General features: G+C 33.9%; 8 protein-coding genes. 4 read left to right on the top strand and 4 right to left on the bottom strand.

The window, feature by feature from the left end:
• Window positions 1-152 precede the first annotated feature (152 nt).
• The 3 genes from AC3Y25_RS01815 to AC3Y25_RS01825 all read left to right on the top strand — a co-directional run bounded on the left by AC3Y25_RS01815 (window position 153) and on the right by AC3Y25_RS01825 (window position 6,042).
• Window positions 153-2,360 (top strand): TonB-dependent receptor, encoded by a 2,208-nt coding sequence (locus AC3Y25_RS01815; RefSeq protein WP_489901545.1) that lies wholly within the window; start codon window positions 153-155, stop codon window positions 2,358-2,360.
• 245 nt (window positions 2,361-2,605) lie between these two features.
• Window positions 2,606-4,714, top strand: a complete 2,109-nt coding sequence (locus AC3Y25_RS01820) for a prolyl oligopeptidase family serine peptidase (protein ID WP_489901546.1) — start codon at window positions 2,606-2,608, stop codon at window positions 4,712-4,714.
• Between the two features lie 332 nt (window positions 4,715-5,046).
• Window positions 5,047-6,042, top strand: a complete 996-nt coding sequence (locus AC3Y25_RS01825) for a Gfo/Idh/MocA family protein (protein ID WP_489901547.1) — start codon at window positions 5,047-5,049, stop codon at window positions 6,040-6,042.
• A 120-nt stretch (window positions 6,043-6,162) separates the two neighbouring features.
• Here AC3Y25_RS01825 and AC3Y25_RS01830 read toward each other — a convergent pair whose 3' ends face one another.
• From AC3Y25_RS01830 to AC3Y25_RS01845, 4 genes are all read right to left on the bottom strand, one after another.
• Window positions 6,163-7,095, bottom strand: a complete 933-nt coding sequence (locus tag AC3Y25_RS01830; protein WP_489901548.1) for an outer membrane beta-barrel protein — start codon at window positions 7,093-7,095, stop codon at window positions 6,163-6,165.
• 177 nt (window positions 7,096-7,272) lie between these two features.
• Window positions 7,273-11,808: a DNA polymerase III subunit alpha gene (gene dnaE / locus AC3Y25_RS01835; protein WP_489901549.1), complete on the bottom strand. Its 4,536-nt coding sequence runs from the start codon at window positions 11,806-11,808 to the stop codon at window positions 7,273-7,275.
• A 234-nt stretch (window positions 11,809-12,042) separates the two neighbouring features.
• Entirely contained in the window at window positions 12,043-13,788 is a 1,746-nt protein-coding gene (locus tag AC3Y25_RS01840; RefSeq protein ID WP_489901550.1) for a hypothetical protein, read from the bottom strand.
• Window positions 13,789-14,061: 273 nt separating this feature from the next.
• The gene (locus AC3Y25_RS01845; protein ID WP_489901551.1) at window positions 14,062-14,823 is read right to left on the bottom strand and encodes a hypothetical protein; all 762 of its coding nucleotides are present in this window, start codon (window positions 14,821-14,823) and stop codon (window positions 14,062-14,064) included.
• A gap of 668 nt (window positions 14,824-15,491) precedes the next feature.
• On the opposite strand from AC3Y25_RS01845, the gene leuC reads away from it, so the two are divergent.
• Entirely contained in the window at window positions 15,492-16,886 is a 1,395-nt protein-coding gene (gene leuC / locus AC3Y25_RS01850; protein WP_489901552.1) for a 3-isopropylmalate dehydratase large subunit, read from the top strand.
• The last annotated feature ends 120 nt before the right edge of the window (window positions 16,887-17,006 follow it).

Consider the following 17,006-nt stretch of genomic DNA (forward strand, 5'->3'; position numbering starts at 1 on the left):
CGAAAAAACATCACATTTCTTTTAATTTAAAATTCAAATAACATTGAGTTTCCTAATCCTATTTTTATCCATTAGGATCAGAATGCTTTATTGTTGGCTTTTGGTTTTTCATTCGAAGAAAAAATTCCATTTAACTATAGCATCATTTTCAAATGAAAAAATTTATAATAGCCCTTATTTTAGGGTTTTCGAGCATACTTACTGCTCAAAATTCGGTTTCAGGAACCGTAACTGACAATCAGAATAATCCATTGCCTGGAGTTTCTGTTTATGCTCCAGAATTGCATAAAGGAACTACAACAGACGCAAACGGAAAATACGAATTGAATAATCTTCCAAATGGAACCTTACGTATTGCTTTTACTTATGTTGGATATGCCAATCAAAACAAAACGATTGCTAAATTATTAAAACAAAACACATTAGACATCACTCTTGAAGAATCCATTTTAGAAATGGACGAAGTAGTGGTTTCAACGCCTTTTAACAAACTGCAATCGCAAAACGTAATGAAAATTGAGCACGAAAGCATTAAAACATTACAGCAAAAAGGAACCTCAACTTTAATTGAAGGATTAGCGACAATCCCTGGAGTTTCTCAGATTTCTACAGGAACTTCTATCGGAAAACCTGTAATTCGCGGACTTAGCGGTAATCGTGTTTTGGTGTATTCTCAAGGCGTTCGTATCGAAAACCAGCAGTTTGGAGACGAACATGGTTTAGGTTTAAACGATGCAGGAATAGAAAGTGTTGAAGTTATTAAAGGCCCAGCTTCATTATTGTATGGTTCTGATGCTTTGGGAGGTGTCTTATATTTCAATCCTGAAAAATTTGCAGATGCAGGCGATTTTAAAGCCAATTTCAGTCAAAAATATTTTACAAATACACAAGGAAGCAATTCGTCTATCGGATTGAAAACTTCTACTGACAACTGGAAATTCTTAGCGAGAGGAAGCTACAACACACATTCTGACTACAAAATTGCTGACGGCGATCGCGTAACCAATTCACGCTATAACGAAACTGATTTTAAAACTGGAATCGGGTACAGCAACTCTACTTTTTCTAGCGTTGTTAGATATAATTTTAACAAACTGGACATTGGAATTCCAGAAGATGGAATTGCAGAACAATCTTCGAGCAAAGACACTCAATTTCCGAGACAAGGAATTTACAATCATTTATTAAGTTTGAATAATGTGATTTTCTTTGAAAATTCAAAACTACATGTCGATTTAGGATACATCGCTAATGATAGAAGCGAATTTGAAGATAGCAATGATGCTTCTTTACACATGAAATTGAATACTTTCAATTATAATGCGAAATATCATTTTCCTAAATTCGGAAAAATAGAAACTATTTTTGGCGTTCAAGGAATGCATCAGACCAACAAAAATTCAGGAGAAGAATATTTAATTCCAGATGCTACAACGAACGATTTTGGAGTTTTTGGAACTGCCAATTACGAATGGGATAATAGCGTTATTCAAGCTGGATTGCGTTTTGACAACAGAAACATCACTTCTATCGCACACGGAACTGAAGGTGAAGAAGGCTATTTTCAAGCTTTAGATCGTTCTTTTGATAGTTTTAATGCTTCTTTAGGCTACAAAACAAAATTTGCTGAGCCTTTAACTTTCCGTTTAAATGTTGCAACAGGATTTAGAGCGCCGAATTTGGCAGAATTGACTTCAAACGGTGTTCACGAAGGAACAAATCGTTACGAAATTGGAAATGCAAATCTGAAAACAGAACAAAATGTTCAGACTGATTTGAACTTAGAATATAAAAACTCTCATTTTGAATTCTTTGTAAACGGATTTTATAATCGCGTAAACAACTATATCTACACTTCGCCAACGGGAGAAGTTTTAGAAGACAATGATGTTTTTGCTTACATTCAGGATAATGCACAGTTGTACGGTGGAGAAGTTGGTCTTCATTTTCACCCTCATCCATTAGATTGGTTGCATTTTGAAACGAGCTTTGAAACGGTTACTGGTAAAAAAGACAACAAAGATTATCTTCCTTTGATTCCTGCAAATAATTGGAATAATACGCTTAGAACTGAATTTAATATCAAAAATTGGCTAAGCGAAGGTTTTGCATCTTTGAATGTTTCTTCTACTTTCAATCAAGATAATGTAAGCGGCTTCGAAACAGCTTCTAAAGGTTATACTTTGGTGAATTTAGGTTTTGGAGGAACGGTCAAACTAGGAAAAACGGCTTTCGACCTTAACCTTAACGGAAACAATTTATTTGATAAAAAATATATTGCACACCTTTCTAGATTAAAAACAGACGGAATTCCGAATATTGGAAGAAACATCGTTTTGGGGGTTAATTTCAATTTATAATTTTAAATTTAACCGCAAAGAGCGCAAAGTATTACGCAAGGTTCGCTAAGTTTTATTTTATAAAATGACGATTAAAAGATTCTCGCAAAGACGCCAAGCCGCAAAGAAATTTTAAAACTTTGCGCCTCCGCGTCTTTGCGAGATTAATTATGCATGCTTTGCGTAAACTCTTTGCGTTCTTTGCGGTTAGTAACACAACAATCTCACAAAAAGTGCTATTTTTGTTACAACAGATAAAACTAACTATGAAAAAAACATTTTTATTAATGGCAATTACAACCGCAGGAATTTCGTTTGGACAAGGCAAAATACAATATCCACAAACCAAAAAAGGAGAAACTGTTGATGTTTATTTTGATACTAAAATAAGCGATCCGTACCGTTGGTTAGAAGATGATAAGTCTGCCGAAACCGGTGCTTGGGTAAAAGCTGAAAATGAAGTTACTTATGCTTATTTAGATAAAATTCCGTTTCGCGAAGAACTTAAAAAGCGAATGGAAAAACTATGGAATTACGAAAAAATAGGAGCTCCACATAAAGAAGGGAAATTTACTTATTACTCTAAAAACAACGGACTTCAGAATCAATCTGTAGTTTACAGAAAAGATGCAAACGGAAAAGAAGAAGTTTTCTTAGATCCGAATACTTTTTCTAAAGACGGAACAACTTCTCTTGGCGGTCTTGACTTTTCTGAAGATGGAAGCAAAGCTGCTTATGCAATTTCTGAAGGCGGAAGCGACTGGAGAAAAGTAATCATCATAGATGCGCTTTCTAAAAAAGTTGTAGAAGATACTTTAGTTGATGTGAAATTCAGTGGTATTTCGTGGTACAAAAATGAAGGTTTCTACTACTCTAGTTACGAAAAACCAAAAGGAAGTGAATTATCTGCTAAAACAGATCAGCACAAATTGTATTTCCATAAACTGGGAACTTCTCAAAAAGACGATAAAGTAATTTTTGGAGCAGATCAAAAAAGAAGATATGTAGGCGGATATGTTACTGAAGACGATCGTTATTTGGTAATTACAGCTGCTAATTCGACTTACGGAAATGAATTGTACATTAAAGACTTGACAAAGCCGAACAGTCCAATTGTTACAATCGTAGACAATTTTAACAGCGACAGCAGTGTTATTGACAATGAAGGAAGCAAATTGTTTATCGAAACCGACTTTAATGCTCCTAACAAACGTGTCGTAACGGTTGACGCAGCAAATCCGAAACCTGAAAACTGGAAAGATTTTATTAAAGAAACCAAAGATATCTTATCTCCTTCAACTGGTGCTGGTTATATCTTTGCTAATTATACAAAAGATGCTGTTTCATTTGTACAGCAATATGATTACAACGGAAAATTAGTTCGTGAAATCAAACTTCCTGCTGTTGGAACTGCAGGCGGATTTGGCGGTAAAAAAGAAGATAAAATTTTATACTACAGCTTTACTAACTATACAACTCCAGGAAGCATCTATGCTTTGGAGCCAAAATCTGGTAAATCTGAAGTGTATCAAAAACCAAAAGTAGATTTCAAAAGCGAAGATTACGAATCTAAACAGGTTTTCTATACGTCAAAAGACGGTACAAAAGTTCCTATGATTATTACATATAAAAAAGGAACAAAATTAGACGGTAAAAATCCAACTATTCTTTATGGTTATGGCGGATTCAATATTTCTTTAACTCCAAGTTTCAATATTGCAAATGCAGTTTGGTTGGAAAACGGAGGTATTTATGCTGTAGCGAACTTAAGAGGAGGCGGTGAATATGGAAAAAAATGGCACGATGCGGGAACGAAACTTCAAAAACAGAATGTATTTGACGATTTCATCGCTGCTGCAGAATATTTAATTGCTCAAAAATATACTTCTTCTGATTATTTAGCTATTCGCGGAGGATCTAACGGAGGTTTATTAGTCGGTGCAACTATGACACAGCGTCCAGATTTAATGAAAGTAGCTTTACCAGCTGTGGGGGTTATGGATATGCTTCGTTACAATGCTTTTACTGCAGGTGCAGGATGGGCTTTTGACTACGGAACTGCTCAAGACAGCAAAGAAATGTTTGAATACTTAAAAGGATATTCGCCTGTACACAATGTAAAAAAAGGAACTCATTATCCTGCTACAATGGTAACTACGGGAGATCATGACGATCGTGTTGTTCCTGCACATAGTTTCAAATTTGCTTCTGAGTTACAAGAAAAACAAACAGGAGAAAATCCGGTTTTAATTAGAATTGATGTTAAAGCAGGACACGGAGCAGGAAAATCTGTTGCAGCTACAATTCAGGAAAATGTAGACATTCAAGCTTTCACGCTTTACAATATGGGTTTTAAAGCTTTACCGAAAAAGTAAGACTTTAAACTAAGCTTTTATTAGCCACGAATTCACGAATTATTTTTGTGAGCTCGTGGCTTATTTATTTTATGCCACAGATTAAAAGGATTAGATAGATTAAAAAATCTGTGAAAATCTCTTCAATCTGTGGCTTTTATTTTTTTTCACGCAGATTCTGCAGATTTAGCAGATTGAATTAAAAAAATCTGCGAGCATCTGCTAAAATTATTTTAAATCTGCGTGAAATTAGTTCGCATAATTCGATACAGATTTTTTAAACATTCAGATCAAAAAATTCGTGAATTCGTGGCTAATTTTCTTTTAAATTTGAGAAACTTAAAACTTAAACCATGAAAATTATAAAATGGGGAATTATTGGCTGTGGAAATGTAACCGAAGTTAAAAGCGGACCAGCTTTTCAGAAAGCTCCAAATTCTGCTTTAGTTGCGGTTATGCGAAGAGATGCGGCTCTTGCCGAAGATTACGCCAAACGCCATAATGTTCCGAAATGGTATTCTAACGCTGAAGATCTAATAAATGATCCAGAAGTTGATGCTGTTTACATAGCTACTCCTCCATCTTCTCATAAAGAATACACTATTTTATGCGCCAAAGCTGGAAAACCTGTTTATGTAGAAAAACCAATGGCTTTGACATTTGAAGAATGCAACGAAATGATTAGCGCTTGCAAAGAGCATAATGTTCCCTTGTTTGTTGCTTATTATAGAAGGGCTTTGCCTCGTTTTTTAAAAATTAAAGAAATAATCGATCAGGGAAAATTAGGAACTATCAGACACGTAAATTGTGTTTTGTACCATCCTTTTGAAGCACGTTATGATGACGAAATCAATCTTCCTTGGACAGTTCTACCACATATTTCTGGAGGTGGAATTTTTGTCGATTTGGCTTGCCACACTTTAGATTTCCTAGATTTTGTTTTAGGTCCGATAAAATCAGTTCGCGGACATGCCACTTCTCAGTTAATGGCTTATCCTGCCGAAGATGCTGTTTCAATGTCATTCTTATTTGAAAACGGAATTCACGGATCTGGTCTATGGAATTTTGCGAGTTTTGAACGTTATGATAATACTGAAATTGTAGGCGATAAAGGTAAAATCTCGTTTTCTACTTTTGGAAATGATCCCGTTCATATTCAATATACAAATGGAGAAAAAGAAAGCATTACAATAGAAAACCCGCTTCACATTCAACAGCCGTTTATTGAAACTGTTATTGCTGAACTTTTAGGGAATGAAAATGCTTCTCCATCAAAAGGTACTTCTGGCGCCAGAACCACTTGGGTTATTGATCAAGTTTTGAAGGAGTTTAGAGATTCGAAATTATAATTATCAATTAAAATACAATTTGTCATCCTGACGAAGGAAGGATCACAGACAAGACTCAAAAAAAAAGAGGATATTCTTTCGAATATCCTCTTTTTGTAAACTATAAAAAAAATTGGAAAATTATAGGCTGTATCTTAAACCTAAAGTCAAACCTAAACCAGAAATTCCAACATAAGAACTAATATCATCTGTAGCTCTTGTATTATCAAATCCTGCAGCATTAGTTACTTTACTGTTTGAAGTTGTATTAATTTGATCAACATATTTCGTATGACTTGCAGAGTATGAAGCATCAGGACGGAAATTAGTTGGTGTATTTAATTTATCTACTCCATTTTCTGTATATACTTCAGTTTCTTTTGTTTTTCCGTGAACAGTAAAGTTACGGTATTCTAACTCTCCAAAAACAGCAATGTGTGTTCCTAATTTATAAGATGTTCCTAATGCAGCCAAAAATCCAACTGTTGGATTAGGTTTTACTACATCTTTAGCATAACTATTGACAGTACCTGCTGGGGTTGTATAAGTTCTATTTGTTTTAATTGTCAAATCTCCATGAACAGGTACAATAACTCCTACTTTCGTGTAAGGTTCAAAACCGTGAGATTCTCCTAAAAACAACACAAGAGCTGGAGCAACATCAAAAGCCTGAATTTTTCCTACTGCTTTTCCAGTAGCAAATACAGGACCAGCAGCAACTAATCTGTTAGTAGTTTCAACCATAGTTTTACTAGCGCTACTGAAATAGTTAAATCCTACTTCTACTCCCAAACGAGTTGAAAAACGATATCCTGCAGTTATACCTGTACGAAATCCTTCTCCAAATGAACCATGATTTGTTTCTCTCGAAATTAAAGTTGTACCATCTGCCGCATAAACATCTGTATTAGGCAATGCACCATTTACAATTGGAAATTCTGTAGCAGCTGTTTGAATAAAATAAGATCCCCCCAATTTAAAATACCAGCTTTCTGGTTTTTCTGCTTTTTCTGATTGCGCCATTGTGGCCATAGAGCAAACTAATAACCCTAATAAAAATAGGTTCTTTTTCATAATTTTGATTTATTGATTAGTACAAACTTAGAACATTTTAACACATTCTTACAGCTTGTAAAGTTAGACTTGGAACGAAAACGTTGTAATTTTGGGCAATATTACTAAAAAACTATTATGCATGCATATTTTTAACATAAAAAATTAACATGTGTTTAAATTTTAACTGTTAATTTTTTAGTTCAATTTAAAATTAATCTGCATTTTCTCCAACTCCTGCAATAATTCAGCAGAAATTTTAACCTTCAAACGACGGCTCGGCATGGTTAATTTGGTGACTACTTTTATTTCTTCAACCTCATTTACCTCTTGAATCTTAGTGTCTTCCATCGCACTATCTTCATTTTCATTTTCGGCTTCAAAAACAGCATCTTCAGCTTCAAAATCGGTTGGAGTTTCTACCTCGACCAATCGCTTTATTTTTTCTAGCTCCATGATTTCAAAAGTCACTGAATTCTCTCCTTTGTATTCAGCAAACAAATGGCTCAGTTTATGAATAAATTCAGGATGAAGATCTTTGATATTCAATAATACGATCAATTTCTTAGCGAAAGCTTCTAAAATATCCTGCAATTGTCGAATCTCTACAAATTGCATTCTAGGATCCGACTTTTTACCTGTATCATGGTTTACCCATCCGTCTTTGATTAATATTTTCAAAAAGGCAAAATTGTTCTGAATTAAGAAGTGGCGGAATTTTAAATATTCCTCACCAAAAATCTTAAACTCGTAACTTTCGTCATACCCTTCTAAGTTGAAAGCCGCCCAACCTTTTCCATTTTTGGCTACACGATGCTGTACGTTATTGATAATTCCGGCAAAATTTAGATTTTTACCTACATATTCATTCATGCTTTTTAATGCTTCTAAACGAGCATTACAGAAGTATTTCATTTCAAATCTAAAATCATCAAGCGGATGACCCGAAATATAAATTCCGACAACCTCTTTTTCTTTAGCCAGTTTTTCCATTGTGCTCCAGTCTTCACATGGAGGAACAACTGGCTCTGCAATCTGTACTTCGCTGGTTTCTCCAAACAAACTCACCTGTGACGAATTTTCGTTTTCCTGAAACTTCGATCCGTAACGCATTGCCTTTTCGTAGAATGTAATTCCGTCGCCATCATCGTGGAAATATTGCGCTCTCGTTGTTCCTTCAAAAGAATCAAAACCTCCAGCCAGTGCTAAATTTTCAATTGCTTTTTTGTTGGCAGCACGTAAATCAATTCGTTTCGCCAAATCAAAAATTGATTTATATCTTCCGTCTTTTCTGTTTTCTACAATAGTTTCGACAGCTCCGGAACCTACACCTTTAATCGCTCCCATTCCGAAACGAACTGCGTAGTCATCGTTTACGGTAAATTTATAGTACGATTCGTTTACGTCTGGACCTAAAACCTGTAATCCCATCCGTTTACATTCTTCCATGAAAAAAGAAACCTGTTTGATATCGTTCATGTTATTTGAAAGTACCGCTGCCATATATTCTGCAGGATAATGCGCTTTCAAATAAGCCGTTTGATACGCAATCCAAGCATAACAAGTCGAGTGCGATTTGTTGAAGGCGTAACTCGCAAAAGCTTCCCAGTCTTTCCAGATTTTCTCTAAAACCTTTGCATCATGACCTTTTGCAGCCGCTTGTTCAACAAACTTCGGCTTCATTTTATCCAGTACGTCTTTTTGTTTCTTACCCATCGCTTTACGTAAGACGTCGGCCTCACCCTTTGTAAATCCTGCCAAAGACTGAGACAAAAGCATTACCTGCTCTTGGTAAACCGTAATTCCGTAGGTTTCAGATAAATATTCTGCACAGGCATCTAAATCGTATTTGATCTCCTCGTCACCATTTTTTCTTCGAACGAAAGACGGAATATATTCCAAAGGTCCCGGACGATACAATGCGTTCATGGCAATTAAATCTCCAAAAACCGTTGGCTTCAGATCTTTCATGTATTTCTGCATCCCAGGCGACTCATATTGGAAGATTCCAACGGTTTCACCTCTTTGGAAAAGCGCATACGTTTCTTCATCATCAATCGGGAAATTATCTGGATCTAGATCAATTCCTGTTCTGTATTTTACCAGTTTTACGGTATCTTTTATCAGCGTAAGGGTCTTCAGACCCAAGAAGTCCATTTTCAGCAATCCGGCACTTTCTGCCACCGAGTTATCAAACTGTGTTACATATAAATCAGAATCTTTTGCTGTTGTTACAGGAACATAATTTGTAATATCCGATGGCGTAATGATAACCCCACAGGCGTGAATTCCCGTATTACGCATCGATCCTTCCAGAATTTTTGCCTGCTGAATGGTTTCTCCTGCCAAATCATCTTCATTGGCAATCGCTATTAATTCTTTTACATTGTCAAATTCGTCAGAACGAAGCGCTTTTTTAACTTCCTCTTCACTCTCAGAAATAAAACGCGCCAAATTCCACTTTGACGGCATCATTCCTGGAATCAGTTTTGCAATTCTATCGGCTTCAAACAATGGTAAATCCAGTACACGCGCCGTATCACGAATTGCCGATTTGGTTGCCATTTTACCATAAGTGATAATCTGCGCAACCTGTTTTTGACCGTATTTGTTGATTACATAATCCATTACACGACCACGACCCTCGTCATCAAAATCGATATCAATATCGGGCATCGATACACGGTCAGGATTTAGGAAACGCTCAAAAAGCAAATCATATTTAATAGGGTCAATATTGGTAATTCCCAGACAGTATGCAACGGCCGAACCCGCTGCAGATCCACGACCTGGCCCTACTGATACGTCCATTTTTCTAGCTTCGGCAATGAAGTCCTGTACAATCAAAAAGTAACCTGGATAACCTGAGTTTGAAATCGTCATTAACTCAAAATCCAAACGCTCTTGAATCGATTCGGTTATTTCGCCATAACGTCTTTTGGCACCTTCCATAGTAAGATGTCTCAAGTATTTATTTTCCCCTCTTACACCACCATCTTCTTCATCTTCGGGTACCATAAATTCTTCTGGAATATCAAATTTCGGAAGCAATACATCACGGTAAAGCGAATAAATTTCGACCTTATCTATAATTTCCTGAATATTGATAATCGCTTCGGGCAAATCGGCGAAGAGTTTTTTCATCTCGTCTTGCGACTTGAAATAGTATTCCTGATTTGGAAGTCCGTAGCGATAACCACGTCCGCGTCCAATAGGCGTTGCCTGCTTTTCACCGTCTTTTACACAAAGCAAAATATCGTGCGCATTGGCATCTTCTTTATTTAAGTAATAGGTGTTATTTGTCGCAATTAACTTAACATCATGTTTTTTTGAAAACTCAATCAGGGTTTTATTGACCCGATTTTCATCTTCCTGATTGTGGCGCATCACTTCTAGATAGAAATCTTTGCCAAATTGTTCTTTCCACCAAATCAGAGCTTCTTCGGCTTGGTTCTCACCAATATTCAGAATTTTACTCGGAATCTCTCCGTATAAATTCCCCGACAAAACCATAATATCTCCCTTATATTGCTCCACAATCGCGCGGTCAATTCTAGGAACATAATAAAATCCGTTTGTATAAGCAATCGAAGCCATTTTAGCCAAGTTGTGATAACCCGCTTTATTTTTAGCCATTAAAACAACCTGATAACCGTTGTCTTTTTTGCTTTTATCTAAATGGTTTTCGCAGATATTAAACTCACAGCCAACAATGGGTTTTACTTCTGTTTCTGTTGGTTCTTCTCCAGCTTCAACCAAAGCTTTATTTTTTCCAGAAGCCGCTTTGTTGTGGTTCATTACAGCACTCACAAAATGGAAAGCTCCCATCATGTTTCCTGTATCGGTCATGGCAACGGCTGGCATTCCGTTTTTAGCGGCAGCGGCAACTATATTCCCAATTCCGATAGTCGATTGAAGTACCGAAAACTGCGTATGATTGTGTAAATGCGCAAATTTCGCTGCTTTGAAATCGGCTTTATCTTCTTCTGAAACGACATTTTGCTGCCCTTCTCCAGCTAAAGCTTTAAGCTGCTCTCTGATTTTATCAGAAGCTGCTTTTAAGTTGATATGTTTTAAACCAATTAACTTAAATGGCTCAGCATTTCTTTCCTGAAATTCTTTGAAATATTCCTTCGGAACGTCTAATTCTTCTTTTGTAAAAACTTCTCTTCTAACCAATTCTAAGAAACAACGCGTAGTTGCCTCAACGTCGGCAGTTGCGTTGTGCGCTTCCGCGAAAGGCTGATCGAAAAGATAACTGTGTAATTCGGTCAGAGTTGGAAGTTTGAATTTTCCTCCACGACCTCCAGGAAGCTGTAATAATGAAGCCGTAACTTCGGTACAAGTATCCAGAACAGGCATTGAACTCATTTGAGACTCCACTCCCATTCTATGGAATTCGGCTCCCATAATATTAACGTCGAAACCTAAATTTTGTCCAACGATAAATTTGGTTTTGCTTAAGGCAATATTGAATTTCTCTAAAACTTCGGCCAAAGTGATTCCATCGGCTTCAGCCAATTCAGTAGAGATTCCGTGAATACGCTCGGCATCATACGGAATATTAAATCCTTCTGGTTTTACCAAATAATCCTGATGTTCGATGAGCTGTCCCATTTCGTCATGAAGCTGCCACGCAATTTGTATACAGCGAGGCCAGTTATCAGAATCGGTTATCGGGGCATCCCAGCGTTTTGGTAATCCGGTTGTTTCGGTATCGAATATTAAATACATAGAGTTGTAAAAGTCAAATTTTAAAGCTCCAAATCTCAAATCTTACACATTGCAAAACATTGACAACATGAAACATAATAAAATGCGAAATGAAAAATCGGAGGAATTCAAATTTACGCTTTTTTTAAAGAAATAAAGAAGCGAAAGTTGTTAACAAAAGCTTTTTTAACATGATTATGAAAAGACAACAAAATACCATAAAAGTCATATTAAAAAATTAAGATTTGATTTTTTTTAAAAATCTTCTTCACTTTCTGACTTTTGCAAATAGTCATTAATTGTTTCAACACTAGGTATATTATCTAAATCTAAACTAACATTTAAATCTTCTTCTAGTTGATTCATAAATTGATCATAGAAATTATTATCAAATATTTCTTCTTCTAATTTAGAATAATATTTATCAATCATTTTTACCTCATTATAAAAGCCGTTATTCTCTAAATTTTCCAAAAGTTCATTTCTTGCAATTATAACATTTGCTTTTTTAGATTTATAAGTACTATTATTCATTTCCTCAATAAATGATTTTGCGGTAGACCAATAATCAGCCGAAGTAATAAATATAGCTTTGATACTTAAATTTTTTTCATTTTTATTTTTATAGTATTCTTTAGCCAAACCCATAGATTTATGAAAAAACCAAACCAAAGATGCTTTAGTGTTTTTATCTCCTAGTGAAACGAAAGTTCCATCTCGTAAACCTTTTAACTCTACAAATATTATTTCCGGTGGGTGACTAGAAGTTATAATAAAATCAAATTCATGTTTTTTATCCTTTAATTTTAAAATTTTATTCTGTTCAAAAGATGCAGATGGATATAAAAATTTTAAATAAGGGTACATTAAGTATTCAAACAAAGTCCCTCTTAAATCTTTTAAAGCTCCATCCTGTCCAGTATTTTTAATTGCTTTTAATATTGATTCGACTGATTCATCTAAATTTTGATTATCTTTTAAAAGAAATGGTAACTGACTAGTCTTCTGTATAATATTAAAAATTTTAGAACCAAAAATTGCACTTATATTGAATGCTATTATACCATTTTTACGAATTTTCATAAAAACTTCTTTACTACATTCCCGATATATTATTATAGGTAATGTTTTTCGCTTTGTTGCTTTAACTGAATTAATATTTATTTGAATTCTATTTAAAAATGCTTCCAAATGAACTAATGAATATTCGGTAGCCAAAACAATATCCAAAGCTACCAAAGTTTGTTTTTCGATCACATCAGCTTTCGCGCCTAAAATTGGATTAATTCCAGTACTCTTAGTATAAGCGCAAGCATCCCAAAACAAATTATTATGAATAACTCCTAAGCCAGGTGTGTTTTTATTTCTGTAAAGAAATTGAAGATTATCAATTATATTAGAGTTATTAAGCCATGATAAAATATCAGGAATAAGATTACAGTCAATTATCATTTTTTGATAATGATTATTTATTAAAACGAATTCTTCCATTTTATTTAAAACTTGACTATGCTTTTTTAGTAATATAAATGCATTATCATTTTCATCTCTTGTTTCGTAAACTAAATCTAACTTGTTCAATAATTTAATAATATCATCCAATCCATTTATTTTAGAAGAACTATCTTTATGCGGAGCTGCTGTAATTTTTAGTCCTTCAAAATACGATACAATTCCATCATTATCTTCAAGCAATTGTAATAATCTATAAATTGGAGGTCTTGCTTCTTTAACTATTTTTTTAATATCATCGATAGATAATGAATAAGTATTATAAAAATAGATGAATTGACCATTTCCAAACTTTGAAGGTTTTGAAGAAGAAATAATATTATTTGACACAGCTCTACTGACGATCTTTCTTGAATTTTCAGGACTAATATTAAATTGTTCTATAAGAATTTGATGAAGTTCTTTTGCTGGTAAGTATAATTCTTTTATAAACAACTGATCTATAAATCTGTTATAGCTATCTTGCAATTTTTCTTTTTTCTTTTCCATATTTGTCACACTGCCCTTATAAATTTTATTTTTTTCCTAAAGCACCGAACTGTTTTTTTAATTTCAATTGAAGAACACTAATGTAAAAACCTAACAAACAAGCAATTAAGAATTACATTTAAATTATTTTATAGCAATTTATCTCTAAAACACTAGATTATTTTGTCCGATAATTACATTTTATCCGATGTAATATCAATTTATTCCTGATAACTAGCAACTAAAATAACTTAAATTTAAAATAGAACAGAAAAAATGTATAACTATTAAAATTTAGATATTATTTATAGTTAATCCATTCATTAACTCACTTTTGTCAATATATATTCTATTTTCATGAGTAAGTTCATCACTGTAATTATAGATTAAAAAAATACATTTTTTCTCATAATTTGAGATTGTTGAGATAAAGATTTCTGCATACATATTTTTATCTATTATTTCCGACTTATAAGAATACGTAAATTTTAAAATTGAATTTATTTGAAATATAAAAGAGGTATCAAAATTAAATTCTTTTTTTGCAGATGTAAACGATAATTTATGATTTGACGGGTTTCGCAGTATTGTAATTGGTGAAATTTTATTCCTAAAATGTTGAACGAATGCCGAAAATATATTTGAACCTTTAACTATGTAAAAATTCGACTTAGTTTCTTGATAATTAGCAACTAATTTGAAAAATATATTTTCAAAATGTTGAACTTGGTTTGAATTATTCTGTTTTTTAATCTCCTCTTCATTATTGATGTTGATTATTTGCTGGTTTAGGTTTTGTTTTTCCTGTCCTAAAAAGGCAACATAAACTAAAATCAGACCACCTAGAGAAAATAAGGAAGATACAATTCCTCCCGAAATTGTACCAACATCAACTAAATATTCATAGTGATTTCTATCTGTATAATAAAAAAAGACAATAAAGAATAATACTAATAATATTCCTGTACCTATTAAAATTGCAGCACACAAATTAAACTTGTTTATTTTACTTCTTATTTGGGTTATATTGTGGTTAATTGATTCAAGATTATTCATGTTTAATTTTTGATTTGAATGTGCTTAAAATTATTAAGAAATATTTAGATTCCAAATTAACAACAATCAAAAAAATGCAATTTTTCAAACTATATTTACAAGAAGAAATCCAATTTAATATTTCTATAATTTAAAAATTCATTGAATTAATTTTCAAAAAAACTGCTCTCAAAAAATCAGTTTCTACCGCAGAAAATCATAAAATTTCATAAAAATACACTTCTTGGATGTCGTAGTATTTAGACTGTTTATTGAATCTAAATAATGTCCAAAAAACTCCTTTAAAAGCGATAAAAAACTCAAAAAACCTCTTTTAAGCAGAGATTTCAAAACTAACAATTATTACTATTTTTATTCATTTTGTTAGATTTTTTCAATTAAATTCTTATATTTTATATTGATTTTGAGATAAATTTGCAAACTATTAAAACAAAAAACAATCAGGTAAAATTAAAGCCGAAAAAGAAAAAGCAAATCAGTTTCTTCATCATTTTTCTTTCAAATTTTAGTCTGCAAAAGCCGTTTGGCAATTTGTAAATTAGTTTGGGTATCGTATATAATGAAATATCGAAATTGACGCTTTTTTATCTTTTTTTACTTTTGTTTTGCTATTATAATGAACAGGAAATTGCTGTGGTTATAGAAATTACAATTAAAAAAAATAAAAAATGAGTAAGACATTATTTGACAAAGTATGGGATTCACATGTTGTGCGTAAAATTGAAGATGGACCAGATGTGTTTTTTATTGACCGCCATTTCATTCATGAAGTTACGAGTCCTGTTGCTTTTTTAGGATTAAAATCAAGAGGCGTTAACGTATTATATCCGGAACGTACTTTTGCAACTGCCGACCACAATACACCAACCATAAACCAACATTTACCAGTTCAGGATCCGCTTTCTGCTAACCAGCTTCAGGCTCTTGAAGATAATGCTAACGAATACGGAATTTCGCACTGGGGATTAGGTCACCAAAAAAATGGAATTGTACACGTAGTAGGTCCTGAAAACGGAATTACTTTGCCAGGTGCTACTATTGTATGTGGAGATTCGCATACGTCTACTCACGGTGCTTTTGGAGCTATTGCTTTTGGTATCGGAACTTCTGAGGTTGAAATGGTGCTTTCTACACAATGTATTATGCAGCCTAAACCAAAGAAAATGCGTATTAACGTAAACGGTAAATTAAGCAAAGGTGTTGGTCCAAAAGACGTTGCGCTTTATATTATTGCTCAATTAACTACTTCTGGAGGTACAGGATATTTTGTTGAATATGCTGGTGATGTTTTTGAAAACATGACTATGGAAGGCCGTATGACAGTTTGTAATTTAAGTATCGAAATGGGTGCTCGTGGAGGAATGATTGCTCCTGACCAAACTACTTTCGATTTCTTAGAAGGAAGACTTTACGCTCCAAAAGGAGAAGCTTGGACCAAAGCTGTTGAATACTGGAAGACTCTAAAAACTGATGCTGATGCTGTGTTTGATGCTGAATTAAACATCAAAGCTGAAGATATCGAACCAATGATTACTTACGGTACAAACCCAGGAATGGGAATTGGTATCACAAAACATATCCCAAGTGCCAACCAAGTTGAAGGTGGTGAGGAAACTTACAAAAAATCTTTGGCTTACATGGGCTTCAATGAAGACGATGTAATGATCGGAAAACAAATTGATTATGTTTTCTTAGGAAGTTGTACAAACGGACGTATTGAAGATTTTAGAGCTTTCGCTGAAATTGTAAAAGGAAGAAAAAAAGCAGATAATGTTACCGCTTGGTTAGTTCCAGGTTCTCACGTTGTTGAAGCTCAGATTAAAGAAGAAGGAATTTTAGATATCCTAACTGAAGCTGGTTTCGTATTACGTCAGCCGGGTTGTTCAGCTTGTTTAGCAATGAACGATGATAAAGTGCCTGCAGGAAAATACGCAGTAAGTACTTCAAACAGAAACTTTGAAGGTCGTCAAGGTCCTGGTTCAAGAACTTTATTGGCAAGTCCAATTATGGCTGCTGCTGCTGCTGTTACAGGAAAACTAACTGACCCGCGCGAATTATTTTAGATTGCAGATTTTAGATTTTAGATTCCTCACTTTGAGCAATCTTTATCTAAATTTCTTCAAAATAAAATTAACTAACATTATTAAAACAAAACATTTTAGATTCTGTGTTTTAAGTTTTCA

Source organism: Flavobacterium sp. LK-23 (genome assembly GCF_058135255.1).

Excerpts from the sequence above, each read along its gene's own strand:
- AC3Y25_RS01815 (WP_489901545.1), top strand. The coding sequence starts at position 153 with ATGAAAAAATTTATAATAGCCCTTATTTTAGGGTTTTCGAGCATACTT.
- AC3Y25_RS01840 (WP_489901550.1), bottom strand. The coding sequence starts at position 13,788 with ATGGAAAAGAAAAAAGAAAAATTGCAAGATAGCTATAACAGATTTATA.
- AC3Y25_RS01820 (WP_489901546.1), top strand. The coding sequence starts at position 2,606 with ATGAAAAAAACATTTTTATTAATGGCAATTACAACCGCAGGAATTTCG.
- AC3Y25_RS01830 (WP_489901548.1), bottom strand. The coding sequence starts at position 7,095 with ATGAAAAAGAACCTATTTTTATTAGGGTTATTAGTTTGCTCTATGGCC.
- leuC (WP_489901552.1), top strand. The coding sequence starts at position 15,492 with ATGAGTAAGACATTATTTGACAAAGTATGGGATTCACATGTTGTGCGT.
- AC3Y25_RS01825 (WP_489901547.1), top strand. The coding sequence starts at position 5,047 with ATGAAAATTATAAAATGGGGAATTATTGGCTGTGGAAATGTAACCGAA.
- dnaE (WP_489901549.1), bottom strand. The coding sequence starts at position 11,808 with ATGTATTTAATATTCGATACCGAAACAACCGGATTACCAAAACGCTGG.
- AC3Y25_RS01845 (WP_489901551.1), bottom strand. The coding sequence starts at position 14,823 with ATGAATAATCTTGAATCAATTAACCACAATATAACCCAAATAAGAAGT.